Origin of the sequence: Pseudomonas sp. TNT3 (genome assembly GCF_010095445.2) — a bacterium.
In the GTDB taxonomy this organism is placed as follows: domain Bacteria; phylum Pseudomonadota; class Gammaproteobacteria; order Pseudomonadales; family Pseudomonadaceae; genus Aquipseudomonas.
Genome location: NZ_WFGV02000036.1, coordinates 41,359 through 67,496 on the forward strand (window position 1 = coordinate 41,359; position 26,138 = coordinate 67,496).

The following is a 26,138-nucleotide window of genomic DNA, read 5'->3' on the forward strand; positions in this document are numbered from 1 at the left end:
ACAATTGAGGAAGCTTTATGGACTGGAAACCCCACATCACCGTCGCCACCATCGTCGAAGACAACGGCCGCTTCCTGATGGTCGAAGAGCACAAGCACGGGCGCAATGTGCTCAACCAGCCCGCCGGCCACCTCGACCCTAATGAAACCCTGACGGAAGCCGCGGTACGCGAGACGCTGGAAGAAACCGGCTGGGACGTCGAAGCCACCGGCGTGGTCGGAATTTACCTCTATACCGCACCCAGCAACGGCGTGACCTACCAACGGGTTTGCTTCACTGCAAAACCGCTTAAACACCACCCCGATTATCAACTGGACGACGGCATCGTCGGCGCCAAGTGGCTGACGCGGGACGAATTACTGGCGCAGCGCGAAAACTGGCGCAGCGAGCTGATCATCCGTTGCATCGATGATTATCTGGACGGCCAGCACTTCGGCCTCGAATTGATCCGCCCTTCTCTTTAGCCTTGTGGCCTTGAGCCTGCTAGAATCGCGTCCTTTTTCAAGACACTCATTGAATCCCTATGCGTGATCCAGCCCCTTCTGATACACAAAAGAAGCGCGTCATTGTCGGCATGTCCGGCGGCGTGGACTCTTCCGTTTCCGCCCTTCTGTTGATCGAGCAGGGTTATGAGGTGGAAGGCCTGTTCATGAAGAACTGGGAAGAAGACGATGGAACGGAATACTGCACCGCCATGGACGACCTGGCGGACGCCCAGGCCGTGTGCGACAAGATTGGCATCAAGCTGCACACCGCCAACTTCGCCGCCGAGTACTGGGACAACGTGTTCGAGCACTTCCTGGCCGAATACAAGGCCGGTCGCACCCCGAACCCGGACATCCTCTGCAACCGCGAAATCAAGTTCAAGGCGTTCCTCGACTACGCCATGATGCTGGGCGCCGACCTGATCGCCACCGGTCACTATGTGCGCCGACGTGACGTTGACGGCCGCACCGAGCTGCTCAAGGGCCTGGACCCTAACAAGGACCAGAGCTACTTCCTGCACGCCGTGGGCGGTGAACAGATCGCCAAGACCCTGTTCCCGGTCGGCGAGCTGGAAAAACCCGAAGTGCGCGCGATTGCCGAGAAACATGATCTGGCTACCGCGAAGAAAAAGGATTCCACCGGGATCTGCTTTATCGGCGAACGCCGCTTCAGTGATTTCCTCAAGCAATACCTGCCCGCCCAGCCGGGCGAGATCAAGACCACCGAAGGTGAAGTCATCGGTCGCCACCATGGCCTGATGTACCACACCATCGGCCAGCGTCAGGGCCTGGGCATCGGCGGCTTGAAAGACGCCAGTGACGAGCCGTGGTACGTGCTGATCAAGGACCTGGAAAACAACGAGCTGATCGTTGGACAGGGCAATGACCATCCGTACCTGTTCTCCCGCGCCCTGCTCGCTTCGGACATTTATTGGGTCAACCCGATCGACCTGTCCGGGCCGCGCAAACTGACCGCCAAGGTCCGTTATCGCCAGAGCGACCAGCCCTGCACCCTGGAAAAGACCGAAACCGGTTACCGTGCGACCTTCGATGACCCGCAACGCGCGGTCACCCCAGGCCAGTCCGTGGTGTTCTACGACGGTGAAATCTGCCTCGGCGGCGGTGTGATCGAAGTGGCCGAGCCGTGGACGAGCAAAGGCCAGGCTCAATGAACCCGACCCAGGAACAACTGACGGCGTTGGGCGGCGTGTTTCTCGCCGCCGTATTGGTCGACAAGATCGCCAAGACGGGGCAAACCAGCGAAGCAGGCCTGACCTGCATGCTCGGCAGCCTGTTGATTCGCGACCCGAAGGACACGCTGGAAGTGTACGGCGGCGACGACCTCAATCTGCGTGAGGGCTACCGCGCATTGATCGGCGCGCTGGAACGCGATCCGAGCACTCTGCAACGCGAGCCACTGCGTTACGCCCTGGCGATGCTCGGCCTCGAGCGTCAGCTGGCCAAGCGCGAAGACATGCTCGAAGCGATTGGCAAGCGATTGCCGCAGATCCAGTCCCAGGTCGAGCACTTCGGCCCGGCGCACGAAAATGTCATCGCCGCCTGTGGCGCGCTCTACCAGGACACCCTGAGCACTCTGCGCCAGCGGATCCAGGTGCATGGCGACATGCGCAACCTGCAGCAACCGAGCAACGCTTCGAAGATCCGCGCCCTGTTGCTGGCCGGCATTCGTTCTGCGCGGCTGTGGCGGCAGTTGGGCGGCCATCGCTGGCAGCTGGTGATCAGTCGTCGCAAATTGCTTAAAGAGCTTTACCCGCTGATGCGCAGCAGCTGAACCGCGCCCGCAACATCGCTTTTGGTCTGTAACGCGTAATACGCCGGTCAGTTGGCAACGGACCGGCGGATTTTTTCATGTATGATACGCGCCCCATTTCGTTGCCCGACTGTCCGAGAACACCCCATGCAGCTTTCTTCGCTCACTGCGGTTTCCCCTGTTGACGGCCGCTACGCCGGCAAAACCCAGGCCCTGCGCCCAATTTTCAGCGAATACGGCCTGATCCGTGCTCGCGTTCTGGTGGAAGTGCGCTGGCTCCAGCGCCTGGCCGCTCACCCTGCCATCAGCGAAGTGCCGGCGTTTTCCGCCGAAGCCAACGCTGTACTGAACACCCTGGCGGAAAACTTCGCGCTCGAGCACGCCGAGCGCGTCAAAGAGATCGAACGCACCACCAACCACGACGTTAAAGCCATCGAGTACTTGCTCAAAGAGCAAGCTGCCAAGCTGCCTGAGCTCGCCGCTGTCAGCGAATTCATCCACTTTGCCTGCACCAGCGAGGACATCAACAACCTGTCCCACGCCCTGATGCTGCGCGAAGGCCGTGATGATGTAATGCTGCCACTGATGCGCCAGACCGCCGAAGCGATCCGCGAACTGGCCATCCGCTTCGCTGACGTACCGATGCTGTCGCGCACCCACGGTCAACCTGCCTCGCCGACCACACTGGGTAAAGAGTTGGCGAACGTGGTTTACCGTCTGGAGCGTCAAATCGCTCAGGTCGCTGCCGTTCCGCTGCTGGGCAAGATCAACGGCGCAGTGGGCAACTACAACGCTCACCTGTCGGCTTACCCTGAAATCGACTGGGAAGAAAATGCTCGCGCCTTCATCGAAGACGAGCTGGGCCTGGGCTTCAACCCGTACACCACCCAGATCGAGCCGCACGACTACATTGCCGAGCTGTTCGACGCGATCGCCCGCTTCAACACCATCCTGATCGATTTCGACCGCGACATCTGGGGCTACATCTCCCTCGGGTATTTCAAACAGCGCACCATCGCTGGCGAAATCGGTTCGTCGACCATGCCGCACAAGGTCAACCCGATCGACTTCGAAAACTCCGAAGGCAACCTGGGTATCGCCAACGCACTGTTCCAGCACCTGGCGAGCAAACTGCCGATTTCCCGCTGGCAGCGCGATCTGACCGACTCCACCGTGCTGCGCAACCTCGGTGTCGGCTTCGCCCACAGCGTGATCGCCTACGAAGCCAGCCTCAAAGGCATCAGCAAACTCGAGCTCAACGCGCAGAAGATTGCTGCCGACCTCGATGCCTGCTGGGAAGTGCTGGCCGAGCCGATCCAGACCGTAATGCGTCGCTACAACATCGAAAACCCGTACGAAAAGCTGAAAGAATTGACCCGTGGCAAGGGCATCAGCCCTGAAGCACTGCAAACTTTCATCGATGGCCTGGACATGCCTGCCGCCGCCAAGGCCGAGCTGAAACTGCTCACCCCGGCGAACTACATCGGCAACGCTGTAGACCAAGCCAAACGCATCTGATCGACCGCTGTACCCGTTTGAGACGCCCGGCAGCGCCGGGCGTTTTTATTCCCGTCTGAAAAGTGCTTTTTTTCAATAGGTTACACATGAATCCTGACATTCCTCTTCAACTTCTGGGCGGCATCACGGCGCGTGAATTCCTGCGTGACTACTGGCAGAAAAAACCGCTGCTGATCCGTCAGGCGATCCCTGATTTCGAAAGCCCGATCGACGCCGACGAACTGGCCGGCCTGGCGCTGGAAGAAGAAGTTGAATCGCGCCTGATCATCGAGAACGGCGAGCGCCCTTGGGAAATGCGTCGCGGCCCGTTCGCCGAAGACGAATTCAGCAAGTTGCCGGAAACCGACTGGACCTTGCTGGTTCAAGCCGTTGACCAATTCGTGCCGGAAGTCAGCGAACTGCTGGAAAACTTCCGCTTTCTGCCGAGCTGGCGCGTCGACGACGTGATGATCAGCTTTGCCGCCCCAGGTGGCAGCGTGGGTCCGCACTTCGATAACTACGACGTGTTCCTGCTGCAAGGTCACGGCAAGCGCAACTGGAAAATCGGCCAGATGTGCGATTCCGAAAGTCCGCTGCTGCCACACGCCGACCTGCGCATCCTCGCTGACTTCGAAGCCACCGATGAGTGGGTACTGGAGCCAGGCGACATGCTTTACCTGCCACCGCGCCTGGCCCATTGCGGCGTTGCGGTTGACGATTGCATGACCTACTCGGTCGGCTTCCGCGCCCCAAGCGCCTCTGAAGTGCTGACTCACTTCACCGACTTCCTCAGCCAGTTCCTGACCGACGAAGAGCGCTACACCGATGCCGACGCGCTGCCGGCGGTCGATCCGCACCAGATTCAGCACGACGCCCTTGATCGCCTGAAAGCCTTGCTGGCCGAGCACATGAGCGATGAACGCCTGCTGCTGACCTGGTTCGGCCAGTACATGACCGAGCCGCGCTACCCGGAACTGGTGGTGGGCCCGGAAGAAATCGAAGAAGACGACCTGCTCGCCAGTCTCGAAGAAGGCGCGATCCTGATCCGCAATCCGAGCGCGCGCCTGGCCTGGTCCGAAGTAGATGACGACCTTCTGCTGTTCGCCAGCGGCCAGAGCCGTTACCTGCCGGGCAAGCTGCGCGAGTTGCTGAAGATGATTTGCGCCGCCGATGCGCTGCACGCCGAAAACCTCGGCGAGTGGCTGAGCGATGAAGACGGTCGCGGCCTGTTGTGCGAACTGATCAAGCAAGGAAGCCTGGGGTTTGCTGATGAATAAAATCCACGTTCGTGTCGCAGACTGGCAAAAGGACAACGCCGAGATCCGGCGCATTCGTGAGACGGTGTTCATTGCCGAGCAAACCGTTCCACCTGAGCTGGAATGGGACGCCGATGATGCCACTGCGGTGCATTTTCTGGCCTTCGAAGGCGACTTTCCAATTGGCACCGCCCGCCTGCTGCCCGATGGACACATCGGCCGGGTTTCGGTTCTCAAGGACTGGCGTGGTTTGAAAGTCGGCGATGCGCTGATGCAAGCAGTGATCGGTGAAGCTGAAAAGCGCGGCCTGAAGCAGCAGATGCTCAGCGCCCAGGTGCAGGCCACAGCGTTCTACGAGCGCCTGGGGTTCAGCCTGGTCAGTGAGGAGTTCCTGGAAGCAGGGATTCCGCATGTGGACATGGTGCGTCACTCGGCATAACACCTGGTGTTAGGGGATTAATCTGTGGCGAGGGGATTCATCCCCGTTCGGCTGCGCAGCAGTCGCTAAACCATTGCATGCGGTAATCCTGATGTACCGTGGTTGGAGTTTTTGGGGCCGCTTCGCGACCCAACGGGGATAAATCCCCTCGCCACAGGAACACCACAACACGCCCCGCCATCTCCGGATGCCGGGGCGTTTTGCTGTCTGCGATTCAACTAGCGCCACCGCGGGCCGACAAACTGGCAATATCAAAGCATTCACAGTCGGAGATAACGGACATGTCCCTACGCACCCTGCTCGCCACATTGCTGGTAACTTGCAGCTTTTCAGTCATCGCTGCTACCGAGGTGGTGCCGCTGAACTACCACACCAGCGCTGACATGCTGCCGATGGCACAGGATTTTCTCGGCAAGGATGGCCAGGTCAGCGCCTACGGCAACCAACTCATCGTCAACGCCGATCAGCGCAAGATCGACGAACTTAAAGCACTTATCGCCCAACTCGACATCCAGCCCAAACGCCTGCTGATCACCGTCGACACCAGCGAAAACAACTTCCAGGGCGACCAGGGTTACTCGGTCAATGGCAACAATGCAGGCCAGACGCGAATTATCAATCGCAGCACCGACAGTCGTGACGGTGGCATCCAGCAGATCCAGGCCAGCGAAGGCGCACCGGCACTGATCCAGGTCGGCCAGAGCGTACCGCTGACCAGCACCCAGTCCGATTCCTATGGCGATCTGCGCAGCCAGACCGAGTACCGCAACGTCACCCAGGGTTTCTACGTCACCGCCAGCATCACCGGCGATATCGTGCACCTGGACATCAGCACCAACCGCGACCGCATGAGCCAGGAACGGCCCGATGTAGTGAATGTGCAAAGCACCGACACAACCGTCACGGGCCGCCTTGGCGAATGGATTACCCTCGCCGGCGTAAACCGCCAAAGCCAGGCCGACAAACAGGGCCTCACCCGCAGCTACTCGACTCAAGGCCGGGATGACATGACCCTGCGAGTGAAAGTCGAGACTTTGGACTAAACCACCGAAAACTGACTGATTAGTCTTATTAGACCAAAGATGTAGTGCTTGAAAAAAAGCACTACAAAACGTTTGACGATCTAAAAAAGCAAAGGCATGATGGCCTCGCTCCCGCTAATCAGGGGCCCTGGCAAGGGCCTTCGAGGCGATGTTCGCACCTACCTCGCGAACCGCTTCGTGTCTGTACCGCCCATAAGGTGTGTTTGACGAGATTGCCGACTGGAACGAAGTTGTCCCGAGGGACGGAAGCGTAATTAGGTAACCCGGCTCCACACTGAAGTTTGCACCACGGCCCACGATGCCCGAATGCGTTCGCCAGTTCGCCCTTACCTGCTCACTTCCCCTCGAGCCCATCGTTCATCCCGTCGCCAATCCCGCCGAATCCGACTTGACCCCTAAGCTTCTGGTCAGCGAGCGCATGAGTTTTCCACCGCAGAACAACTTTCCGTAAAAGACGCGACGAGGTTTATCTCCATGGCACTGACACGCGAACAGCAAATTGCAGCCCTCGAAAAAGATTGGGCTGAAAACCCACGCTGGAAAGGCGTGACACGCGCTTACTCCGCTGCTGACGTCGTCCGCCTGCGTGGCTCGGTTCAACCTGAGCACACCTTTGCAAAACTGGGCGCCGAGAAGCTCTGGAACCTGGTGACCCAGGGTGCCAAGCCGTCCTTCCGTCCCGAGAAAGATTTCGTCAACTGCATGGGCGCCCTGACCGGCGGCCAGGCTGTGCAACAAGTCAAAGCCGGTATCCAGGCGATCTATCTGTCTGGCTGGCAAGTCGCTGCGGACAACAACTCCGCAGAATCGATGTACCCGGACCAGTCGCTGTACCCGGTGGATTCGGTTCCAACCGTGGTCAAGCGCATCAACAACTCGTTCCGTCGTGCTGACCAGATCCAGTGGAAAGCCGGTAAAGGCCCGGGCGACGAAGGCTACATCGACTACTTCGCGCCAATCGTAGCTGACGCTGAAGCCGGTTTCGGCGGCGTACTGAACGCTTACGAGCTGATGAAGAGCATGATCGAAGCAGGCGCCGCCGGCGTTCACTTCGAAGACCAGCTGGCTTCCGTGAAAAAATGCGGCCACATGGGCGGCAAGGTACTGGTTCCTACCCAGGAAGCGGTACAGAAGCTGACCGCTGCTCGTCTGGCGGCTGACGTTGCCGGTACTCCGACCATCATCCTGGCTCGTACCGACGCTAACGCTGCTGACCTGCTGACGTCCGACTGCGACCCGTACGACCAGCCATTCGTGACTGGCGAACGTACCCAGGAAGGTTTCTACAAAGTACGCGCCGGTCTGGACCAGGCTATCGCTCGCGGCCTGGCTTACGCTCCGTACGCCGACCTGATCTGGTGCGAAACCGCCAAGCCGGACCTGGACGAGGCTCGTCGCTTCGCCGAAGCGATCAAAAAGGAATACCCGGACCAACTGCTGTCGTACAACTGCTCGCCTTCCTTCAACTGGAAGAAAAACCTGGACGACGCGACCATCGCCAAGTTCCAGCGCGAACTGTCCGCCATGGGCTACAAGCACCAGTTCATCACCCTGGCCGGCATTCACAACATGTGGCACAGCATGTTCAACCTGGCGCACGACTACGCCCGCAACGACATGACTGCCTACGTGAAACTGCAAGAGCAAGAGTTCGCTGACGCTGCCAAGGGTTACACCTTCGTGGCTCACCAGCAGGAAGTGGGCACCGGCTACTTCGACGACATGACCACCGTGATCCAGGGTGGCTCGTCTTCGGTTACCGCGCTGACCGGCTCGACTGAAGAAGAACAGTTCCACTGATACCGAGTAAACGGCCGTTGCGGAACGAGTAAGAGCTAACCGCAACGTCGCACCTCTAGACGCCCCGACTGGTTCGGGGCGTTTTTTTGCCTGCGATTTGCAGGCAATCACAGCCCTGTAGCAGCTGCCGAAGGCTGCGTTCGAGGACGAAGTCCTTTCGAAACCAACCACCGTGTTGTGCCTGTTTCACCTTGCACTCGGGTTTTACGACTGCTGCGCAGCCGGACGCAGCCTTCGGCAGCTGCTACAGGGTTCGCGCACGCCGGCTTTTGTGCGGAAAATCATTGATCCAGAGCCGTTTTCAGATCAGAAGGCAGGTTAAAACGATCTCGCTCGCTACTTGCAGTAACCGCTATATAAGACAACTTCCTGCCCGTTCACCCGATAAACAGTTTAAAAACCACCAGTAACGATATTGATTATCATTTAGCTCAAACTATGTTCGTTACATTCCCAACAAAACAATATTGATGAAATAACCCGTAATGCCCGCAACGCATGGGCCGCCGGGGTTTTGAGGTGCGCCATGTCCTTATTCCATTCAATAATTTCGCTATCTGAATTTTACTTGCACCGTGTTGTGCCATAAAATCAGCGGGATTGATTGCTGCGACATATCGTCACTGCGTTGTTTCTTTTTCAAGCTCAGAGACCTTTGCTCTCTGTTAAGGATTTCCAGCATGCCCGAAGCGACAGGACTCATGGCCCACAACTGGGGCTTTGCCATTTTCCTTCTGGGCGTCGTCGGCCTCTGTGCCTTCATGCTTGGCGTCTCAAGCCTCCTTGGGTCAAAAGCCTGGGGCCGCAGCAAAAACGAACCGTTCGAGTCCGGCATGCTACCTACAGGTGGCGCCCGCTTACGGCTCTCAGCCAAATTCTATCTGGTCGCGATGCTCTTCGTGATTTTCGATATCGAAGCCCTCTTTCTCTTTGCCTGGTCTGTGTCCGTCCGCGAAAGCGGCTGGACCGGATTCGTCGAAGCTCTCGTTTTCATAGCAATTCTGTTGGCAGGTCTTGTCTACCTGTTCCGAGTGGGCGCCCTTGACTGGGCTCCGGAAGCGCGGCGCAAGCGGCAGGCGAAGCTGAAACAATGAGGCTTTGGCAATGCAATACAATCTCACCAGGATCGACCCCGATGCTCCTAACGAGCAGTATCCGATCGGCGAGCGGGAAACCGTTTCCGATCCGTTAGAAGATCAAGTCCACAAAAACATCTTCATGGGCAAGCTCGAAGACGTGCTTAACGGCACGATCAACTGGGGGCGCAAGAACTCCCTGTGGCCGTATAACTTCGGTCTTTCGTGCTGCTACGTGGAAATGACTACCGCCTTCACGGCGCCCCACGACATCGCGCGCTTTGGCGCCGAGGTTATCCGGGCATCGCCGCGTCAGGCGGATTTCATGGTTATCGCCGGTACCTGCTTCATCAAGATGGCGCCGATCATTCAGCGTCTCTACGAGCAAATGCTCGAACCTAAATGGGTTATCTCCATGGGTTCGTGCGCCAACTCCGGTGGCATGTACGACATCTACTCCGTCGTTCAAGGGGTGGACAAGTTCCTGCCCGTGGACGTCTACGTGCCTGGCTGCCCGCCCCGTCCTGAAGCTTTTCTGCAAGGCTTGATGCTGTTGCAGGAATCGATTGGACAGGAGCGTCGTCCGCTTTCCTGGGTCGTCGGCGATCAAGGCGTGTATCGCGCCGAGATGCCTTCGCAAAAGGAACAGCGCCGCGAACAGCGAATCGCAGTCACCAACCTGCGCAGCCCCGACGAAGTCTGATCCAGATCTGCTTCTTTAATAGAACGAGACACTGGCTTCATTCTTTACGTTGACCGAAAGCGATAAATAACCATGACTACAGGCAGTGCTCTGTACATCCCGCCTTATAAGGCAGACGACCAGGATGTGGTCGTCGAACTGAACAACCGTTTTGGCCCCGAGGCGTTCACCGCCCAGCCTACCCGCACCGGCATGCCGGTGCTTTGGGTTGCCCGCGCCAAACTGGTCGAAGTCCTCAGCTTCCTGCGTAACCTGCCCAAGCCGTACGTCATGCTCTATGACCTGCACGGCGTGGACGAGCGTCTGCGCACCAAGCGTCAAGGGCTGCCAAGCGGCGCCGACTTCACCGTGTTCTATCACCTGATGTCGATCGAACGTAATAGTGACGTGATGATCAAGGTCGCCTTGTCCGAGAGCGACCTCAGCGTACCGACCGTCACCAGCATCTGGCCGAACGCCAACTGGTACGAGCGTGAAGTCTGGGACATGTACGGCATCGACTTCAAAGGTCATCCGCACCTGACCCGCATCATGATGCCGCCGACCTGGGAAGGTCACCCGTTGCGCAAGGACTTCCCGGCCCGTGCCACCGAATTTGACCCGTTCACCCTGACCCTGGCCAAGCAACAGCTTGAGGAAGAAGCTGCACGCTTCAAGCCTGAAGACTGGGGCATGAAGCGTTCAGGCGCGAACGAGGACTACATGTTCCTCAACCTCGGTCCGAACCACCCTTCTGCTCACGGTGCCTTCCGCATCATCCTGCAGCTGGACGGCGAAGAGATCGTCGACTGCGTGCCTGACGTCGGTTACCACCACCGTGGTGCCGAGAAAATGGCCGAGCGTCAGTCCTGGCACAGCTTCATCCCGTACACCGACCGAATCGACTACCTCGGCGGCGTGATGAACAACCTGCCGTACGTGCTCTCGGTCGAGAAGCTGGCCGGCATCAAGGTGCCCGAGAAGGTCGACGTCATCCGCATCATGATGGCCGAGTTCTTCCGTATCACCAGCCACCTGCTGTTCCTGGGGACGTATATCCAGGACGTCGGCGCCATGACCCCGGTGTTCTTCACGTTCACCGACCGTCAGAAGGCGTACACGGTGATCGAAGCCATTACCGGTTTCCGTCTGCACCCGGCCTGGTACCGCATCGGTGGTGTCGCTCACGACCTGCCACGCGGCTGGGAAAAACTGGTGAAAGACTTCGTCGAGTGGATGCCAAAGCGTCTGGACGAATATCAGAAAGCCGCCCTGGACAACAGCATCCTCAAAGGCCGGACCATCGGCGTCGCCGCCTACAACACCAAGGAAGCCTTTGAATGGGGCGTCACCGGTGCAGGCTTGCGTTCGACCGGTTGCGACTTCGACCTGCGTAAAGCTCGCCCGTACTCCGGTTACGAAAACTTCGAATTCGAAGTGCCGCTGGCCGTCAATGGCGATGCCTACGACCGCTGCATCGTGCGCGTCGAAGAAATGCGCCAGAGCATCAAGATCATCGAGCAGTGCATGCGCAACATGCCGGAAGGCCCGTACAAGGCGGATCACCCGCTGACTACGCCGCCACCGAAAGAACGCACCCTGCAGCACATCGAGACCCTGATCACGCACTTCCTGCAAGTTTCGTGGGGCCCGGTCATGCCGGCCAACGAATCCTTCCAGATGATCGAAGCGACCAAGGGCATCAACAGTTATTACCTGACGAGCGATGGCGGCACCATGAGCTACCGCACCCGGATTCGCACCCCAAGCTTCCCGCACCTGCAGCAGATCCCTTCGGTGATCAAAGGCAGCATGGTCGCGGACTTGATTGCGTACCTGGGTAGTATCGATTTCGTTATGGCCGACGTGGACCGCTAAGCATGAACAGCACGCTTATCCAGACAGACCGTTTCGCCCTGAGCGAAACCGAGCGCTCGGCCATCGAGCACGAGTTGCATCACTACGAAGATCCGCGCGCGGCGTCGATCGAAGCACTGAAGATCGTCCAGAAGGAACGTGGCTGGGTGCCTGATGGCGCGCTCTACGCCATCGGCGAGATGCTCGGCATTCCGGCCAGCGACGTTGAAGGCGTGGCGACGTTCTACAGCCAGATCTTCCGTCAGCCCGTGGGCCGTCACATCATTCGCGTCTGCGACAGCATGGTCTGCTACATCGGCGGCCACGAGTCCGTAGTCAGCGAAATCCAGAGCAATCTGGGCATCGGCCTGGGTCAGACCACCGCAGACGGTCGTTTCACCCTGCTGCCGGTCTGCTGCCTCGGCAACTGTGACAAGGCGCCGGCGTTGATGATCGACGACGACACGTTCGGTGATGTGCAGCCTGCCGGCGTTGCCAAATTGCTCGAGGGCTACGTATGACCCTGACTTCTTTCGGCCCGGCCAACCGCATCAAGCGTTCGGCCGAGACTCACCCGCTCACCTGGCGTCTGCGTGACGACGGCGAAGCTGTCTGGCTCGACGAGTACCAGGCCAAGAACGGTTACGCCGCCGCGCGAAAAGCCTTCGCCGACATGGCCCAGGACGACATCGTCCAGACCGTGAAAGACGCCGGCCTGAAAGGTCGCGGCGGTGCAGGTTTCCCCACTGGCGTTAAGTGGGGCCTGATGCCCAAAGACGAATCCATCAACATCCGCTACCTGCTGTGCAACGCGGACGAGATGGAACCGAACACCTGGAAAGACCGCATGCTGATGGAGCAACTGCCCCATCTGCTGATCGAAGGCATGCTGATCAGTGCTCGCGCGCTGAAAACCTACCGTGGCTACATCTTCCTGCGTGGCGAATACACCACCGCCGCCAAGCACCTGAACCGTGCCGTGGAAGAAGCCAAGGCAGCGGGCCTTCTGGGCAAGAACATTCTGGGCAGCGGCTTCGATTTCGAGCTGTTCGTCCACACCGGCGCCGGGCGTTACATCTGCGGTGAAGAAACCGCACTGATCAACTCCCTCGAAGGCCGCCGCGCCAACCCGCGCTCCAAGCCACCCTTCCCTGCCGCCGTTGGCGTGTGGGGCAAGCCGACCTGCGTGAACAACGTTGAAACCCTGTGCAACGTGCCGGCGATCATTGCCGACGGCGTGGACTGGTACAAATCGTTGGCCCGTGAAGGCAGTGAAGACATGGGCACCAAGCTCATGGGCTTCTCCGGCAAGGTCAAGAACCCGGGCCTGTGGGAATTGCCATTCGGCGTCACCGGTCGCGAGTTGTTCGAAGACTACGCCGGCGGCATGCGCGATGGCTTCAAGCTCAAGGCCTGGCAGCCAGGCGGCGCCGGTACCGGTTTCCTGTTGCCGGAACACCTCGACGCACAAATGTACGCCGGCGGCATCGCCAAAGTGGGCACCCGTATGGGTACCGGCCTGGCCATGGCGGTGGACGACAGCGTCAACATGGTGTCCCTGCTGCGCAACATGGAAGAGTTTTTCTCCCGCGAGTCCTGCGGCTTCTGCACCCCGTGCCGTGACGGTCTGCCGTGGAGCGTCAAGCTGCTGCGTGCGATCGAGAACGGTGAAGGGCAAGCCGGCGACATCGAGACCCTGCTGGGTCTGGTCGGTTTCCTCGGCCCTGGCAAGACTTTCTGTGCTCACGCACCGGGCGCCGTGGAGCCGTTGGGCAGCGCAATCAAATACTTCCGCTCGGAGTTCGAAGCCGGCATTGCGCCTACCAGCGCCGCCGTCCCGCCTCTGGCAAGGCCGATCGTAGTCGGCGCGTAAACGCTTAAAAAAGCGAAGGGTCCGTACCCTTCGCTTTCTCGTGTGATGACGCCTTTAACGGCTGTGTTGATTCACGCGAACAACAAGATTCCATTAGCCACGCCCGCTGACACCGGGCCAACGAAGAACTTTGAACCATGGCCACTATCCACGTAGACGGCAAAGAGCTCGAAGTCGATGGGGCAGACAACCTGTTACAGGCATGTCTGTCGCTAGGCCTCGATATCCCGTATTTCTGCTGGCACCCTGCCCTGGGCAGCGTTGGCGCTTGCCGCCAGTGCGCGGTCAAGCAGTACACCGACGAGAACGACACCCGTGGTCGCATCGTCATGTCGTGCATGACACCCGCTACCGACGGTAGCTGGATCTCCATCGAAGACGAAGAAGCGAAAGTGTTTCGCGCCAGCGTCGTCGAATGGCTCATGACCAACCACCCACACGACTGCCCGGTCTGTGAAGAAGGCGGTCATTGCCACCTGCAAGACATGACCGTGATGACCGGTCACAACGAACGCCGCTATCGCTTCACCAAGCGCACCCACCAGAACCAGCAACTGGGCCCGTTCATTTCCCACGAAATGAACCGCTGCATCGCCTGCTACCGCTGCGTGCGCTTTTATAAAGACTACGCCGGCGGCACTGACCTTGGTGTATTCGGCGCCCACGACAACGTGTACTTCGGTCGCGTTGAAGACGGCACCCTGGAAAGCGAGTTCTCCGGCAACCTCACCGAGGTCTGCCCGACCGGTGTGTTCACCGACAAGACTCACTCCGAGCGCTACAACCGCAAGTGGGACATGCAGTTCTCGCCGAGCATCTGCCATGGCTGCTCCAGCGGTTGCAACATCTCCCCGGGTGAGCGTTACGGTGAACTGCGTCGCATCGAAAACCGTTTCAACGGTTCGGTGAACCAGTACTTCCTGTGCGACCGCGGCCGTTTCGGCTACGGCTACGTCAACCGCGAAGACCGCCCACGTCAGCCATTGCTGGCCAACGGCGCCAAGCTGAGCCTCGACGAAGCGCTGGATAAAGCCGCTGACCTGCTGCGCGGTCGCAACATCGTCGGTATCGGGTCGCCCCGCGCCAGCCTCGAAAGCAACTATGCGTTGCGCGAACTGGTGGGCGCCGAGCACTTCTACTCCGGTATCGAAGCCGCCGAGCTTGAACGCATTCGCCTGGTGATGCAGGTGTTGAAAGACAGCCCGCTGCCAATCCCGAACATGCGCGACATCGAAGACCACGATGCAATCTTCGTCCTCGGTGAAGACCTGACCCAGACCGCCGCCCGTATGGCGCTGTCCCTGCGTCAATCGGTCAAGGGCAAGGCCGAAGACATGGCCGACGCCATGCGCGTTCAGCCTTGGCTCGACGCCGCCGTGAAGAACATCGGCCAGCACGCGCTGAACCCGTTGTTCATCGCCAGCCTGGCTGAAACCAAGCTCGACGACATCGCGGAAGAATGCGTTCACGCCGCACCTGACGACCTGGCCCGCATCGGTTTCGCCGTGGCTCACGCCCTCGACGCCAGCGCGCCTGCCGTTGAAGACCTGGACACCGAAGCACTGGACCTGGCCAAACGCATTGCCGACGCCCTGCTCGCAGCCAAGCGTCCGCTGATCATTGCCGGTACCTCCTTGGGTTCCAAGTCGCTGATCGAAGCCGCCGCCAACATCGCCAAAGCCTTGAAGCTGCGTGAGAAGAACGGTTCCATCAGCCTGATCGTGCCAGAGGCCAACAGCCTCGGCCTGGCCATGCTCGGTGGCAACTCGGTCGACGAAGCGCTGCAAGCGGTGATCGATGGCAAAGCCGACGCCATCGTCGTGCTGGAAAACGATCTGTACACCCGTACCGACAAAGCCCGTGTCGATGCCGCCCTGAACGCCGCGAAAGTGGTGATCGTGGCAGACCATCAGAAGACCGCTACCAGCGATCGCGCGCACCTGGTTCTGCCAGCGGCCAGCTTCGCTGAAGGCGACGGTACGCTGGTCAGCCAGGAAGGCCGCGCCCAGCGCTTCTTCCAGGTGTTCGACCCGAAATACATGGACGCGAGCATCCTGGTTCACGAAGGCTGGCGCTGGCTGCATGCCCTGCGCGCGACCCTGCTGAACCAGCCGATCGACTGGACCCAACTGGACCACGTCACCGCTGCCGTGGCTTCGAGCACGCCGCAACTGGCGCGCATCGTTGACGCCGCACCGTCCGCCGCGTTCCGCATCAAGGGCATGAAACTGGCTCGCGAACCGCTGCGTTATTCTGGTCGTACCGCCATGCGCGCTGACATCAGCGTGCACGAACCGCGTACCCCGCAAGACAACGACACCGCGTTCAACTTCTCGATGGAAGGTTACTCGGGCTCGGTAGAACCGCGTCAGCAAGTGCCATTCGCCTGGTCTCCGGGCTGGAACTCGCCGCAAGCCTGGAACAAGTTCCAGGACGAAGTCGGTGGTCACATCCGCGCTGGCGACCCGGGCACCCGCCTGATCGAAAGCACCGGTGATTCGCTGAACTGGTTCGCCTCTGTTCCACCGGCATTCAACCCGGCTCAGGGCACCTGGCAAGTCGTGCCGTTCTTCCACCTGTTCGGCAGCGAAGAGAACTCTTCGAAAGCCGCGCCGGTTCAGGAACGCATTCCAGCCGCATACGTCGCTTTGGCCAAATCCGAAGCCGACCGCCTGGGTGTCAACGAAGGCGCCATGCTGAGCTTGAACGTGGCTGGCCAGACCCTGCGTCTGCCACTGCGTATCAACGAAGAACTGGGTGCCGGTCTGGTTGCATTGCCAGCGGGTATCGCCGGCATTCCACCGGCGATTTTCGGCAAATCCGTTGACGGTCTGCAGGAGGCAGCTCAATGACCTGGTTCACGCCTGAAGTGATTGACGTGATCATCGCGGTCCTCAAGGCCATCGTGATTCTGCTCGCCGTGGTGGTGTGCGGCGCGCTGCTGAGCTGGGTCGAGCGTCGTTTGCTCGCCCTCTGGCAGGACCGTTACGGTCCGAACCGCGTCGGCCCGTTCGGCGCGTTCCAGATCGCGGCCGACATGATCAAGATGTTCTTCAAGGAAGACTGGACGCCGCCGTTCGCCGACAAGATGATCTTCACCCTGGCACCGGTCGTGGCCATGAGCGCCCTGCTGATTGCCTTCGCGATCATCCCGATCACCCCGACCTGGGGCGTGGCGGACATCAACATCGGCATCCTGTTCTTCTTCGCCATGGCGGGCCTGTCGGTGTATGCCGTGTTGTTCGCCGGCTGGTCGAGCAACAACAAGTTCGCCCTGCTGGGCAGCTTGCGGGCCTCCGCGCAAACCGTGTCGTACGAAGTGTTCATGGGCCTGTCGTTGATGGGCATCGTGATCCAGGTCGGCTCGTTCAACATGCGCGACATCGTCGAATATCAAGCCCAGAACCTGTGGTTCATCATTCCGCAGATCTTCGGTTTCCTGACCTTCTTCATCGCTGGCGTCGCCGTGACTCACCGTCACCCGTTCGACCAGCCGGAAGCGGAACAGGAACTGGCCGACGGTTACCACATTGAATACGCCGGCATGAAGTGGGGCATGTTCTTCGTCGGTGAGTACATCGGCATCGTGCTGATTTCGGCGCTGCTGGTGACCTTGTTCTTCGGTGGCTGGCACGGTCCGTTCGGCATTCTGCCGCAGATCCCGTTCATCTGGTTTGCACTGAAAACCGCGTTCTTCATCATGATCTTCATCCTGCTGCGCGCTTCCATTCCGCGCCCACGGTATGACCAAGTGATGGACTTCAGCTGGAAGTTCTGCCTGCCGCTGACCCTCGTCAACATGCTGGTGACCGCTGCGATCGTGTTGCTTAACACGCCCGCCGTCGCGGCTCAGTGAGGATAGAGAATCATGAAGTACATTTTTGACATCGTGCATGGCTTCTTCACCCAGCTTCGCAGCCTGGTGATGATCTTCGGCCATGCCTTCCGCAAGCGTGACACGCTGCAGTACCCGGAAGAGCAGGTCTACCTGCCGCCGCGCTACCGTGGCCGTATCGTGCTGACCCGTGACCCTGATGGCGAAGAGCGTTGCGTTGCCTGCAACCTGTGCGCTGTGGCTTGCCCAGTGGGTTGCATCTCGCTGCAGAAAGCTGAAACCGATGACGGTCGCTGGTACCCGGAGTTCTTCCGCATCAACTTCTCGCGCTGCATTTTCTGCGGCCTCTGCGAGGAAGCCTGCCCGACCACCGCGATCCAGCTGACACCGGATTTCGAGATGGCCGAGTTCAAACGTCAGGACCTGGTTTACGAGAAAGAAGATCTGCTGATCTCCGGCCCCGGCAAAAACCCTGATTACAACTTCTATCGTGTTGCAGGTATGGCGATTGCCGGTAAGCCAAAAGGCGCCGCGCAAAATGAAGCCGAACCGATCAACGTGAAGAGCTTGCTGCCTTAAGGAAGAAAGATGGAATTCGCTTTCTATTTCGCATCGGGTATTGCAGTGGTGTCCACGCTTCGCGTGATCACCCACACCAACCCTGTGCACGCCCTGCTCTACCTGATCATTTCGCTGATCGCCGTGGCCATGACGTTCTTCGCCCTCGGCGCACCGTTTGCCGGTGTCCTCGAAGTGATCGCCTACGCTGGCGCCATCATGGTGCTGTTCGTGTTCGTGGTGATGATGCTGAACCTGGGCCCGGCCTCGGTTCAGCAAGAGCGCGTCTGGCTCAAGCCCGGCATCTGGATCGGACCGGTCATTCTCGGCACCCTCCTGCTGATCGAACTGCTGTATGTGCTGTTCGCCCACCAGAGCGGCCAGGCCATCGGCCATACCACCGTAGACGCCAAGGCCGTGGGCATCAGCCTGTTCGGTCCTTATCTGCTGGTGGTCGAACTCGCCTCGATGCTGCTGCTCGCTGCAGCCGTGACGGCGTTCCACTTGGGCCGTAACGAAGCCAAGGAGCAATGACGATGCCTGCTATCCCTCTGGAGCATGGTCTGGCGGTCGCCGGCATCCTGTTCTGCCTCGGTCTGGTCGGCCTGATGGTCCGCCGCAACATACTCTTCGTGCTGATGAGCCTGGAGGTCATGATGAATGCCTCCGCGTTGGCCTTCATCGTCGCCGGTAGCCGCTGGGGTCAGCCGGATGGACAGATCATGTTCATCCTGGTGATCAGCCTGGCAGCCGCCGAGGCCAGTATTGGCCTGGCGATTCTGTTGCAGCTGTATCGCCGCTTCCACACTCTCGATATCGACGCTGCCAGCGAGATGCGCGGATGAATCTTCTCTATCTGACTTTCGTATTCCCTCTCATCGGTTTCCTGCTGCTGTCGTTCTCCCGGGGACGCTTTTCGGAAAACCTGTCGGCGCTGATCGGCGTCGGTTCCATCGGCCTGTCTGCCATCGTCACGGCTTACGTGATCTGGCAATTCAACGTCGCGCCCCCTGAAGGCGGTCACTACACCCAGGTGTTGTGGCAGTGGATGGCCGTAGAAGGCTTCACGCCAAACTTCGCGCTGTACCTGGATGGTCTGTCCGTGACCATGCTGGGTGTGGTGGTTGGCGTCGGCTTCCTGATTCACCTGTTCGCGTCCTGGTACATGCGCGGTGAAGACGGTTACTCGCGCTTCTTTGCGTACACCAACCTGTTTATCGCCAGCATGCTGTTCCTCATCCTGGGCGATAACCTGTTGTTCCTGTACTTCGGCTGGGAAGGCGTGGGCCTGTGCTCGTACCTGTTGATCGGTTTCTACTACAGCAACCGCAACAACGGTAACGCGGCACTCAAAGCCTTCATCGTGACCCGCATCGGTGACGTGTTCATGGCCATCGGCCTGTTCATCCTGTTCCAGCAACTGGGCACGCTGAACGTCCAGGAACTGCTGGTACTGGCACCGCAGAAGTTCCAGGTCGGCGACTTCTGGATCGTCCTGGCGACCCTGATGCTGTTGGGTGGTGCTGTCGGTAAGTCCGCGCAACTGCCGCTGCAAACCTGGCTGGCGGATGCGATGGCCGGTCCTACCCCGGTTTCGGCACTGATCCACGCCGCGACCATGGTGACCGCAGGTGTCTACCTGATTGCCCGTACCCATGGCCTGTTTGCGTTGGCGCCGGACGTCCTGCAACTGGTCGGCATCGTCGGCGGTGTGACCCTCGTGCTGGCCGGTTTTGCCGCACTGGTGCAGACCGACATCAAACGTATCCTCGCCTACTCGACCATGAGCCAGATCGGCTACATGTTCCTGGCGCTGGGCGTTGGCGCATGGGATGGCGCGATCTTCCACCTGATGACCCACGCCTTCTTCAAGGCGCTGCTGTTCCTTGCTTCCGGTGCGGTAATCGTTGCCTGCCACCACGAGCAGAACATCTTCAAGATGGGCGGCCTGTGGAAGAAACTGCCATTGGCCTACGCCAGCTTCATCGTTGGCGGCGCGGCCTTGTCTGCCCTGCCACTGGTGACCGCAGGCTTCTACTCCAAGGACGAGATCCTTTGGGAAGCGTTCGCCAGCGGCAACCATGGCCTGCTGTACGCCGGTCTTGTGGGTGCGTTCATGACCTCGCTGTACACCTTCCGCCTGATCTTCATCGCGTTCCACGGTGAAGCGAAGACCGAAGCACACGCCGGTCACGGCATCGCTCACTGGCTGCCTCTGTCGGTGCTGATCGTATTGTCCACCGCCATTGGCGCGATGATCGTTCCGCCACTGCACGGTGTGCTGCCGCAAAGCGTTGGCCATGCCGGCGGCGAAGCCAAGCACAGTCTGGAAATCGCCTCGGGCGCCATTGCCCTGGCCGGTATCCTGCTGGCCGCGCTGCTGTTCCTCGGCAAGCGTCGTCTCGTTACTGCAATCGCCAACAGCGGCATCGGCCGCTTCCTTTCGGCCTGGTGGTTCGCTGCCTGGGGCTTCGACTGGATCTACGACAAACTGTTCGTCAAGCCATACCTTGCGATCAGCCACGTACTGCGCAAAGACCCGCTGGACCAGACCATCGGCCTGATCCCGCGTATGGCCAAAGGCGGCCACACCGCCCTGAGCCGTACCGAAACCGGTCAACTGCGTTGGTACGCGGCATCGATGGCAGCCGGCTCCGTGCTGGTCATCGGCGCCATCGTGCTGGTAGCGGTCTGAATATGAACCTTGCGAACTTGCGAAAGGAATTGAGCCCGTCATGATTCTGCCTTGGCTAATCCTGATCCCCTTCATCGGCGGCCTGCTGTGCTGGATGGGTGAGCGCTTCGGCGCTACCCTCCCCCGCTGGATTGCGCTGTTGACCATGACCCTGGAACTCGCTCTCGGCCTCTGGCTGTGGGCCCACGGTGATTATTCATTTGCACCGGCGCCTGGCGCCGATCCGACCTGGGCGCTTGAGTTCAAGCACACCTGGATCCAGCGCTTCGGCATCAGTGTGCACCTGGCCCTCGACGGCCTGTCGCTGCTGATGATCCTGCTGACCGGTCTGCTGGGTATCCTCTCGGTACTGTGCTCGTGGAAAGAGATCCAGCGTCACGTTGGCTTCTTCCACCTGAACCTGATGTGGATCCTGGGCGGTGTCGTCGGCGTGTTCCTCGCCCTCGACCTGTTCATGTTCTTCTTCTTCTGGGAAATGATGCTGGTGCCGATGTATTTCCTCATCGCGCTCTGGGGTCACAGTTCTTCGGACGGCAAGAAGACCCGGATCTACGCAGCGACCAAGTTCTTCATCTTCACTCAGGCTTCCGGCCTGATCATGCTGGTGGCGATCCTGGGCCTGGTACTGGTCAACTTCAACAGCACCGGCGTGATCACGTTCAACTACGCCGACCTGCTGAAAACCAAGATGTCGCTCACCACCGAGTACATCCTGATGCTCGGCTTCTTCATCGCCTTCGCGGTGAAGCTGCCGGTCGTACCGTTCCACTCCTGGTTGCCTGATGCTCACGCCCAGGCGCCGACCGCAGGTTCTGTGGACCTGGCCGGTATCCTGTTGAAGACGGCTGCTTACGGTCTGCTGCGTTTCGCCCTGCCGCTGTTCCCGAATGCCTCGGCCGAGTTCGCGCCGATTGCCATGACCCTCGGTCTGATCGGGATCTTCTACGGTGCGTTCCTGGCCTTCGCTCAAACCGACATCAAGCGTCTGATCGCCTTCTCTTCCGTTTCCCACATGGGCTTCGTGTTGATCGGCATCTACTCCGGCAGCCAACTGGCGCTGCAGGGCGCAGTGATGCAGATGCTGGCGCACGGTGTTTCGGCCGCCGCACTCTTTATCCTGAGTGGTCAACTGTACGAGCGCACGCACACCCGTGACATGCGTCAGATGGGTGGCCTGTGGTCGAAAATCGCTTACCTGCCGGCCATCAGCCTGTTCTTCGCTGCAGCGTCGTTGGGCTTGCCGGGTACCGGTAACTTTGTGGGTGAGTTCCTGATCCTGATCGGCACGTTCGCGGCTGCTCCATGGATCACGGCCATTGCGACGTCCGGTCTGGTGTTCGGTTCGGTCTACTCGCTGATCATGATTCACCGTGCCTACTTCGGCCCGTCCAAGTCGGACGCGGTACTGCACGGCATGGATGCTCGCGAACTGATCATGGTGGTCGGTCTGGCGGTGCTGCTGATTTACCTCGGCGTGTACCCGCAACCGTTCCTCGATACCTCTGCCGCTACGATGCATGGCGTGCAGCAATGGCTCGGCACCGCCTTCACTCAACTCGCTTCGGCCCGGTAAGAGCGCTATGGAATTCACGACTCAACACTTTATCGCGCTAGCGCCGATATTGATCACCACCATCACGATCATCGTGGTGATGTTGGCCATCGCCTGGCGTCGCAACCACTCGCAGACCTTCCTGATTTCCGTGGCGGGCCTGAACCTGGCGTTGCTGTCGATCCTGCCAGCCTTGAAAGTCGCGCCTCTGGCCGTGACCCCACTGCTGCAAATCGATAGCTTCGCGTGTCTGTACATGGCGCTGATCCTGGTCGCCACCCTTGCTTGTGTGACCCTCGCCCACGCCTACCTCGGCGATGGCGGCTCGGGTTACCCCGGCAACCGCGAAGAACTGTACCTGCTGATCCTGATGTCCGCCCTCGGCGGGCTGGTGCTGGTCAGCGCGCAGCACCTGGCCGGCTTGTTCATCGGTCTGGAACTGCTCTCGGTACCGGTCTACGGTCTGGTGGCGTATGCCTTCTTCAACAAGCGTTCGCTGGAAGCCGGCATCAAGTACATGGTGCTGTCGGCCGCCGGTTCTGCGTTCCTGTTGTTCGGTATGGCCCTGCTCTACGCCGACTCCGGCAGCCTGAGCTTCGTCGGTATCGGCCAGGCCCTCGCGGCCACCGGCCTGCCGAGCTCGCTGGCGCAACTGGGCCTGGGCATGATGCTGGTCGGTCTGGCCTTCAAGCTGTCGCTGGTACCGTTCCACCTCTGGACCCCGGACGTTTACGAAGGTGCTCCGGCACCGGTGGCCGCGTTCCTGGCCACCGCGTCCAAAGTCGCTGTGTTCGCGGTGATGGTGCGTCTGTTCCAGATCTCGCCAGCCGCCAGCAGCGGTGTGCTGAGTGATGTGCTGACCATCATCGCCATTGCGTCGATCCTGTTCGGCAACCTGCTGGCACTGACCCAGAACAACCTCAAGCGTCTACTGGGTTACTCGTCCATCGCCCACTTCGGCTACCTGCTGATCGCCCTGGTGGCGAGCAAAGGCCTGGCGGTGGAAGCCATCGGCGTGTACCTGGTCACCTACGTCATCACCAGCCTCGGCGCGTTCGGCGTGATCACGCTGATGTCCTCGCCGTACAACGGCCGTGACGCGGATGCCCTGTACGAATACCGTGGCCTGTTCTGGCGCCGTCCGTACCTGACTGCCGTCCTGACCGTAATGATGTTGTCCCTGGCCGGTATTCCGCTGACCGCGGGCTTCATCGGCAAGTTCTACATCATCGCTACCGGCGTCGAGTCGCACCAATGGTGGCTAGTCGGTTCCCTGGTTTTGGGCAGCGCCATCGGCGTCTTCTACTACCTGCGTGTGATGGTCACCCTGTACCTGATCGAGCCAAACCTGCGTCGCCACGACGCCCAGCTGCACTGGGAACAAAAGGCAGGCGGCGTGATGCTGCTGGCCATCGCAGTGGTTGCGTTCTTCCTGGGTGTGTACCCGCAGCCATTGCTGACACTGGTTCAGCAGGCTGTGCTGGCGGGTTGATCGCTTGAGCGGTAATCGGTAGAAAACAGAAACGGCACCTTCGGGTGCCGTTTTTGCGTTTGGGCGAACGTCCGACGTGAAGGTGATCGCGGCTTGTCTGCCAACCGAATCTTACGGTTACCCACGTTCCCTGTGGGAGCTGGCTTGCCGGCGATGGCGGCCTGATTGGCGGTGAGATTGTTGCTGGTGTACATATCCATTCCTGCGGTCACGGCTTCTATGGGTTTCGCCCTTACGGCGAGTGACTTGGAAAAGCGCCAAGTAACCAAACGCTCTTGCCCCTTTCGTCCGGTGCCTCGCTGAGGCTCGGCATACCCTCACTCCGGTCCTGCTCCGTGGGCCCGCCGCGATCGGCCATCCATGGCCGTGCGCGGCTAACCCGGCATCCATGCCGGGTTGCCCACTGCGCAGAACCTGCGCTCGGCCTTACGAGGGGGCAAGAAGATCAAAAGCCAAAGCAAAGCAAAGCAAAGCAAAGCAAAGCAACAACGCGTTTTTTTCAATTCGACACTTCGCGCCATCGCAAACAGCTACCCTTCTTAGCGCCATCCAAGACGCTTCATACAGCTACCGGTATTGCACTTGTAGGATTTTTTACCTCCCATCTCCACTCCTCCCACAATCTCCGAAAGCTCTCCCTGTGTTACCGGCTCTGTCCTACATCCAGTCATTATCGATTGGCATATCTTGAACAATAACTGAAGGACGTCTTCGAGAAGGGAGCAGCAATGAATCGTGAGATTTTTTCCGAACTAATGGAAAGCTTTGACAAACGGGCTATCGAACGCCGAACCATCGCTTTAATTAACCAGAACCTGAGGTTCGCCGAACCAGCGCCTGGAGCCTTTCAGGAACCGAGTGGTTTTGCCGCGCACACATATTTTGGCTATATTTGTCCAGAATATGGAGGAGACATGATGATCGTCGTCCCTTTGGCCGAAGCAAAAAACAACCTGTCCAAGCTCGTCGATGATGCCGCAGCGGGGCAAATCATCACGATTGCCAAACACGGCCGCGCCCTTGCGCGGCTCGTTCCCGTAGGCAAAGCCTGCGGTAAACGTATTGGGGCAATGAAAGGCAAACTGGTTCTACCCGACGACTTCGACGCATCACTTCCAGACGAGATGCTCGATGCCTTCGAAGGCGCTAAAGAATGAGGCTTCTGCTCGATACACATATTTTGCTATGGACGCTCAGCGATGACCCAAAGCTATCCGCAAAAGCCAGAAAGCAAATTGAGAGTGCTGCAGATGTTTACATCAGCGCAGCAACATTCTGGGAGATGGCCATAAAAGTGGGTCTTGGAAAGCTGGACGTTGATTTGGAGGAGATCCGCCATTATTGCCTCGAAAGCGGTTTCATCGAACTGCCTGTGACATCAGAACACGCCATTGCAGTAAAGGATCTCGAACATCATCACCGGGACCCGTTCGACCGCCTCATTGTCGCTACCGCTATGACGGAGCCAATGAAACTTTTAACTGTTGATCCAATAGTTGCCAAATACACCGACCTGGCTATTTTGGTTTAGTCAGCGTCCTCCTTCTGTCCACGTTTTTTCCATCGTTTTAGTGCCGCAAGTCACTAACGATCCACCTTTGCACGTCTTCTCCAGTTCGACTCGTCTTCCTATCGCAAACAAAGATCTGTCCTAACGTCATACAAGACGCTTCCTACAGCCACGATTTGCCACGTTCGTTAACGTCGCGCAGCCCTTAACGGGGCTGTCGATGGACGTACCCACAAGGACAATCAGTGGCTGGCAAACCGGGCATACCCCAGATTCAGAACCCGCCGTCCGGCGACGGGCATCACATCTCTTACCGTGACATGACCACTGCCGAATTGGCAGCGCGGGATGCCAGGCAAAAAGCTTATGACGACATGCTCGCGAGGCAAAAGGCCTATGAGGACCGACTTCCCGTTCCCATGGAAAAGCAGGAGGTCATCCGCACTGGCTGCGTCTTCGCCAAGTCCTGCAATTTGCCGGACGCCATCATCGACTACTCGTATCCATCCGGCATGGTGCCGGTCGATAGCCTCAAGGATTACGGAGAAATCGCCTGGCTTGGCGCTCGCGAAGCGGACGATGCCGGGCTGCTCGATCTGCAAACAATCAGCGGCAACGTCACAGCACTCGGCATCGGCCGACTTGCACTTCGTGCGCCGACGATCGCCCCTTCTACCCTAAGCGTCGGGGCCGCACTCGGTGCAGCTGGCGCGGCCG

General features: G+C 59.4%; 24 protein-coding genes and 1 pseudogene. 24 read left to right on the plus strand and 1 reads right to left on the minus strand.

Annotated features, from left to right (window positions below):
- The first annotated feature begins 17 nt into the window (after positions 1–17).
- The 21 genes from GBC55_RS20110 (at position 18) to nuoN (ending at position 23,911) form a co-directional block, all read left to right on the plus strand.
- Positions 18–464, plus strand: a complete 447-nt coding sequence (locus GBC55_RS20110) for an NUDIX hydrolase (protein WP_162438552.1) — start codon at positions 18–20, stop codon at positions 462–464.
- A gap of 59 nt (positions 465–523) precedes the next feature.
- Complete coding sequence (gene mnmA / locus GBC55_RS20115) at positions 524–1,657, plus strand: tRNA 2-thiouridine(34) synthase MnmA (protein WP_162438553.1); 1,134 nt, start codon at positions 524–526, stop codon at positions 1,655–1,657.
- Positions 1,654–2,277, plus strand: a complete 624-nt coding sequence (gene hflD, locus GBC55_RS20120) for a high frequency lysogenization protein HflD (RefSeq protein ID WP_162438554.1) — start codon at positions 1,654–1,656, stop codon at positions 2,275–2,277. Before mnmA ends, hflD begins: the two co-directional genes overlap by 4 nt.
- Before the next feature lie 126 nt (positions 2,278–2,403).
- Positions 2,404–3,774, plus strand: coding sequence for an adenylosuccinate lyase (gene purB / locus GBC55_RS20125; RefSeq protein ID WP_162438555.1), 1,371 nt, complete (start codon positions 2,404–2,406; stop codon positions 3,772–3,774).
- Positions 3,775–3,860: 86 nt separating this feature from the next.
- Positions 3,861–5,030, plus strand: a complete 1,170-nt coding sequence (locus GBC55_RS20130; protein WP_162438556.1) for a cupin domain-containing protein — start codon at positions 3,861–3,863, stop codon at positions 5,028–5,030.
- Positions 5,023–5,448: a GNAT family N-acetyltransferase gene (locus tag GBC55_RS20135; protein ID WP_162438557.1), complete on the plus strand. Its 426-nt coding sequence runs from the start codon at positions 5,023–5,025 to the stop codon at positions 5,446–5,448. The genes GBC55_RS20130 and GBC55_RS20135 overlap by 8 nt, the downstream gene beginning before the upstream one ends.
- A 281-nt stretch (positions 5,449–5,729) precedes the next feature.
- Positions 5,730–6,491, plus strand: coding sequence for a secretin N-terminal domain-containing protein (locus GBC55_RS20140; protein ID WP_162438558.1), 762 nt, complete (start codon positions 5,730–5,732; stop codon positions 6,489–6,491).
- Positions 6,492–6,965: 474 nt separating this feature from the next.
- The gene (gene aceA / locus GBC55_RS20145) at positions 6,966–8,291 is read left to right on the plus strand and encodes an isocitrate lyase (protein ID WP_008032724.1); all 1,326 of its coding nucleotides are present in this window, start codon (positions 6,966–6,968) and stop codon (positions 8,289–8,291) included.
- 680 nt (positions 8,292–8,971) lie between these two features.
- Positions 8,972–9,385 (plus strand): NADH-quinone oxidoreductase subunit A, encoded by a 414-nt coding sequence (locus GBC55_RS20150; RefSeq protein WP_003223812.1) that lies wholly within the window; start codon positions 8,972–8,974, stop codon positions 9,383–9,385.
- A gap of 10 nt (positions 9,386–9,395) precedes the next feature.
- Entirely contained in the window at positions 9,396–10,070 is a 675-nt protein-coding gene (locus GBC55_RS20155; protein WP_008146035.1) for an NADH-quinone oxidoreductase subunit B, read from the plus strand.
- A gap of 72 nt (positions 10,071–10,142) precedes the next feature.
- The gene (gene nuoC, locus GBC55_RS20160) at positions 10,143–11,927 is read left to right on the plus strand and encodes an NADH-quinone oxidoreductase subunit C/D (protein ID WP_162438559.1); all 1,785 of its coding nucleotides are present in this window, start codon (positions 10,143–10,145) and stop codon (positions 11,925–11,927) included.
- 2 nt (positions 11,928–11,929) lie between these two features.
- Positions 11,930–12,427 (plus strand): NADH-quinone oxidoreductase subunit NuoE, encoded by a 498-nt coding sequence (nuoE, locus tag GBC55_RS20165; RefSeq protein WP_162438560.1) that lies wholly within the window; start codon positions 11,930–11,932, stop codon positions 12,425–12,427.
- Entirely contained in the window at positions 12,424–13,779 is a 1,356-nt protein-coding gene (gene nuoF / locus GBC55_RS20170; protein ID WP_162438561.1) for an NADH-quinone oxidoreductase subunit NuoF, read from the plus strand. The genes nuoE and nuoF overlap by 4 nt, the downstream gene beginning before the upstream one ends.
- 137 nt (positions 13,780–13,916) lie before the next feature.
- The gene (gene nuoG, locus GBC55_RS20175) at positions 13,917–16,631 is read left to right on the plus strand and encodes an NADH-quinone oxidoreductase subunit NuoG (RefSeq protein ID WP_162438562.1); all 2,715 of its coding nucleotides are present in this window, start codon (positions 13,917–13,919) and stop codon (positions 16,629–16,631) included.
- Positions 16,628–17,635 (plus strand): NADH-quinone oxidoreductase subunit NuoH, encoded by a 1,008-nt coding sequence (nuoH, locus tag GBC55_RS20180; RefSeq protein ID WP_028623953.1) that lies wholly within the window; start codon positions 16,628–16,630, stop codon positions 17,633–17,635. Before nuoG ends, nuoH begins: the two co-directional genes overlap by 4 nt.
- A gap of 9 nt (positions 17,636–17,644) precedes the next feature.
- Positions 17,645–18,193 (plus strand): NADH-quinone oxidoreductase subunit NuoI, encoded by a 549-nt coding sequence (gene nuoI / locus GBC55_RS20185; RefSeq protein ID WP_162438570.1) that lies wholly within the window; start codon positions 17,645–17,647, stop codon positions 18,191–18,193.
- 9 nt (positions 18,194–18,202) lie between these two features.
- Positions 18,203–18,706: an NADH-quinone oxidoreductase subunit J gene (gene nuoJ, locus GBC55_RS20190; RefSeq protein ID WP_162438563.1), complete on the plus strand. Its 504-nt coding sequence runs from the start codon at positions 18,203–18,205 to the stop codon at positions 18,704–18,706.
- 2 nt (positions 18,707–18,708) lie between these two features.
- Positions 18,709–19,017 carry an NADH-quinone oxidoreductase subunit NuoK gene (gene nuoK / locus GBC55_RS20195; protein ID WP_007905077.1) on the plus strand — a complete coding sequence of 103 codons (309 nt, stop codon included), beginning with the start codon at positions 18,709–18,711 and terminating at the stop codon, positions 19,015–19,017.
- Positions 19,014–20,867, plus strand: coding sequence for an NADH-quinone oxidoreductase subunit L (gene nuoL / locus GBC55_RS20200; protein WP_162438564.1), 1,854 nt, complete (start codon positions 19,014–19,016; stop codon positions 20,865–20,867). Before nuoK ends, nuoL begins: the two co-directional genes overlap by 4 nt.
- Before the next feature lie 40 nt (positions 20,868–20,907).
- Positions 20,908–22,440 (plus strand): NADH-quinone oxidoreductase subunit M, encoded by a 1,533-nt coding sequence (gene nuoM, locus GBC55_RS20205; RefSeq protein ID WP_162438565.1) that lies wholly within the window; start codon positions 20,908–20,910, stop codon positions 22,438–22,440.
- A 7-nt stretch (positions 22,441–22,447) separates the two neighbouring features.
- On the plus strand, positions 22,448–23,911 hold the full coding sequence (nuoN, locus tag GBC55_RS20210) for an NADH-quinone oxidoreductase subunit NuoN (RefSeq protein WP_162438566.1): 1,464 nt from the start codon (positions 22,448–22,450) through the stop codon (positions 23,909–23,911).
- Here nuoN and GBC55_RS20215 read toward each other — a convergent pair.
- On the minus strand, positions 23,887–24,105 hold the full coding sequence (locus tag GBC55_RS20215; RefSeq protein ID WP_218576863.1) for a hypothetical protein: 219 nt from the start codon (positions 24,103–24,105) through the stop codon (positions 23,887–23,889). The two genes, nuoN and GBC55_RS20215, sit on opposite strands and share 25 nt — an antisense overlap.
- A gap of 534 nt (positions 24,106–24,639) precedes the next feature.
- Between GBC55_RS20215 and GBC55_RS20220 the strand changes: the two genes are divergently transcribed.
- The 3 genes and pseudogenes from GBC55_RS20220 to GBC55_RS20230 all read left to right on the plus strand — a co-directional run.
- On the plus strand, positions 24,640–25,068 hold the full coding sequence (locus tag GBC55_RS20220) for a type II toxin-antitoxin system Phd/YefM family antitoxin (RefSeq protein ID WP_247266960.1): 429 nt from the start codon (positions 24,640–24,642) through the stop codon (positions 25,066–25,068).
- Complete coding sequence (locus GBC55_RS20225) at positions 25,065–25,442, plus strand: type II toxin-antitoxin system VapC family toxin (protein WP_162438567.1); 378 nt, start codon at positions 25,065–25,067, stop codon at positions 25,440–25,442. Before GBC55_RS20220 ends, GBC55_RS20225 begins: the two co-directional genes overlap by 4 nt.
- Positions 25,443–25,666: 224 nt before the next feature.
- Positions 25,667–26,138 (plus strand): annotated as a pseudogene (locus tag GBC55_RS20230) (toxin); the annotation flags it as partial.

Coding starts and splice junctions, on each gene's coding strand:
- nuoM (WP_162438565.1), top strand. CDS start 20,908: ATGATTCTGCCTTGGCTAATCCTGATCCCCTTCATCGGCGGCCTGCTG.
- GBC55_RS20220 (WP_247266960.1), top strand. CDS start 24,640: ATGAATCGTGAGATTTTTTCCGAACTAATGGAAAGCTTTGACAAACGG.
- aceA (WP_008032724.1), top strand. CDS start 6,966: ATGGCACTGACACGCGAACAGCAAATTGCAGCCCTCGAAAAAGATTGG.
- nuoL (WP_162438564.1), top strand. CDS start 19,014: ATGAATCTTCTCTATCTGACTTTCGTATTCCCTCTCATCGGTTTCCTG.
- nuoG (WP_162438562.1), top strand. CDS start 13,917: ATGGCCACTATCCACGTAGACGGCAAAGAGCTCGAAGTCGATGGGGCA.
- nuoK (WP_007905077.1), top strand. CDS start 18,709: ATGCCTGCTATCCCTCTGGAGCATGGTCTGGCGGTCGCCGGCATCCTG.
- GBC55_RS20150 (WP_003223812.1), top strand. CDS start 8,972: ATGCCCGAAGCGACAGGACTCATGGCCCACAACTGGGGCTTTGCCATT.
- purB (WP_162438555.1), top strand. CDS start 2,404: ATGCAGCTTTCTTCGCTCACTGCGGTTTCCCCTGTTGACGGCCGCTAC.
- GBC55_RS20215 (WP_218576863.1), bottom strand. CDS start 24,105: ATGTACACCAGCAACAATCTCACCGCCAATCAGGCCGCCATCGCCGGC.
- nuoE (WP_162438560.1), top strand. CDS start 11,930: ATGAACAGCACGCTTATCCAGACAGACCGTTTCGCCCTGAGCGAAACC.
- nuoH (WP_028623953.1), top strand. CDS start 16,628: ATGACCTGGTTCACGCCTGAAGTGATTGACGTGATCATCGCGGTCCTC.
- mnmA (WP_162438553.1), top strand. CDS start 524: ATGCGTGATCCAGCCCCTTCTGATACACAAAAGAAGCGCGTCATTGTC.
- nuoC (WP_162438559.1), top strand. CDS start 10,143: ATGACTACAGGCAGTGCTCTGTACATCCCGCCTTATAAGGCAGACGAC.
- hflD (WP_162438554.1), top strand. CDS start 1,654: ATGAACCCGACCCAGGAACAACTGACGGCGTTGGGCGGCGTGTTTCTC.
- nuoF (WP_162438561.1), top strand. CDS start 12,424: ATGACCCTGACTTCTTTCGGCCCGGCCAACCGCATCAAGCGTTCGGCC.
- GBC55_RS20225 (WP_162438567.1), top strand. CDS start 25,065: ATGAGGCTTCTGCTCGATACACATATTTTGCTATGGACGCTCAGCGAT.
- GBC55_RS20140 (WP_162438558.1), top strand. CDS start 5,730: ATGTCCCTACGCACCCTGCTCGCCACATTGCTGGTAACTTGCAGCTTT.
- GBC55_RS20135 (WP_162438557.1), top strand. CDS start 5,023: ATGAATAAAATCCACGTTCGTGTCGCAGACTGGCAAAAGGACAACGCC.
- nuoN (WP_162438566.1), top strand. CDS start 22,448: ATGGAATTCACGACTCAACACTTTATCGCGCTAGCGCCGATATTGATC.
- GBC55_RS20130 (WP_162438556.1), top strand. CDS start 3,861: ATGAATCCTGACATTCCTCTTCAACTTCTGGGCGGCATCACGGCGCGT.
- nuoJ (WP_162438563.1), top strand. CDS start 18,203: ATGGAATTCGCTTTCTATTTCGCATCGGGTATTGCAGTGGTGTCCACG.
- GBC55_RS20110 (WP_162438552.1), top strand. CDS start 18: ATGGACTGGAAACCCCACATCACCGTCGCCACCATCGTCGAAGACAAC.
- GBC55_RS20155 (WP_008146035.1), top strand. CDS start 9,396: ATGCAATACAATCTCACCAGGATCGACCCCGATGCTCCTAACGAGCAG.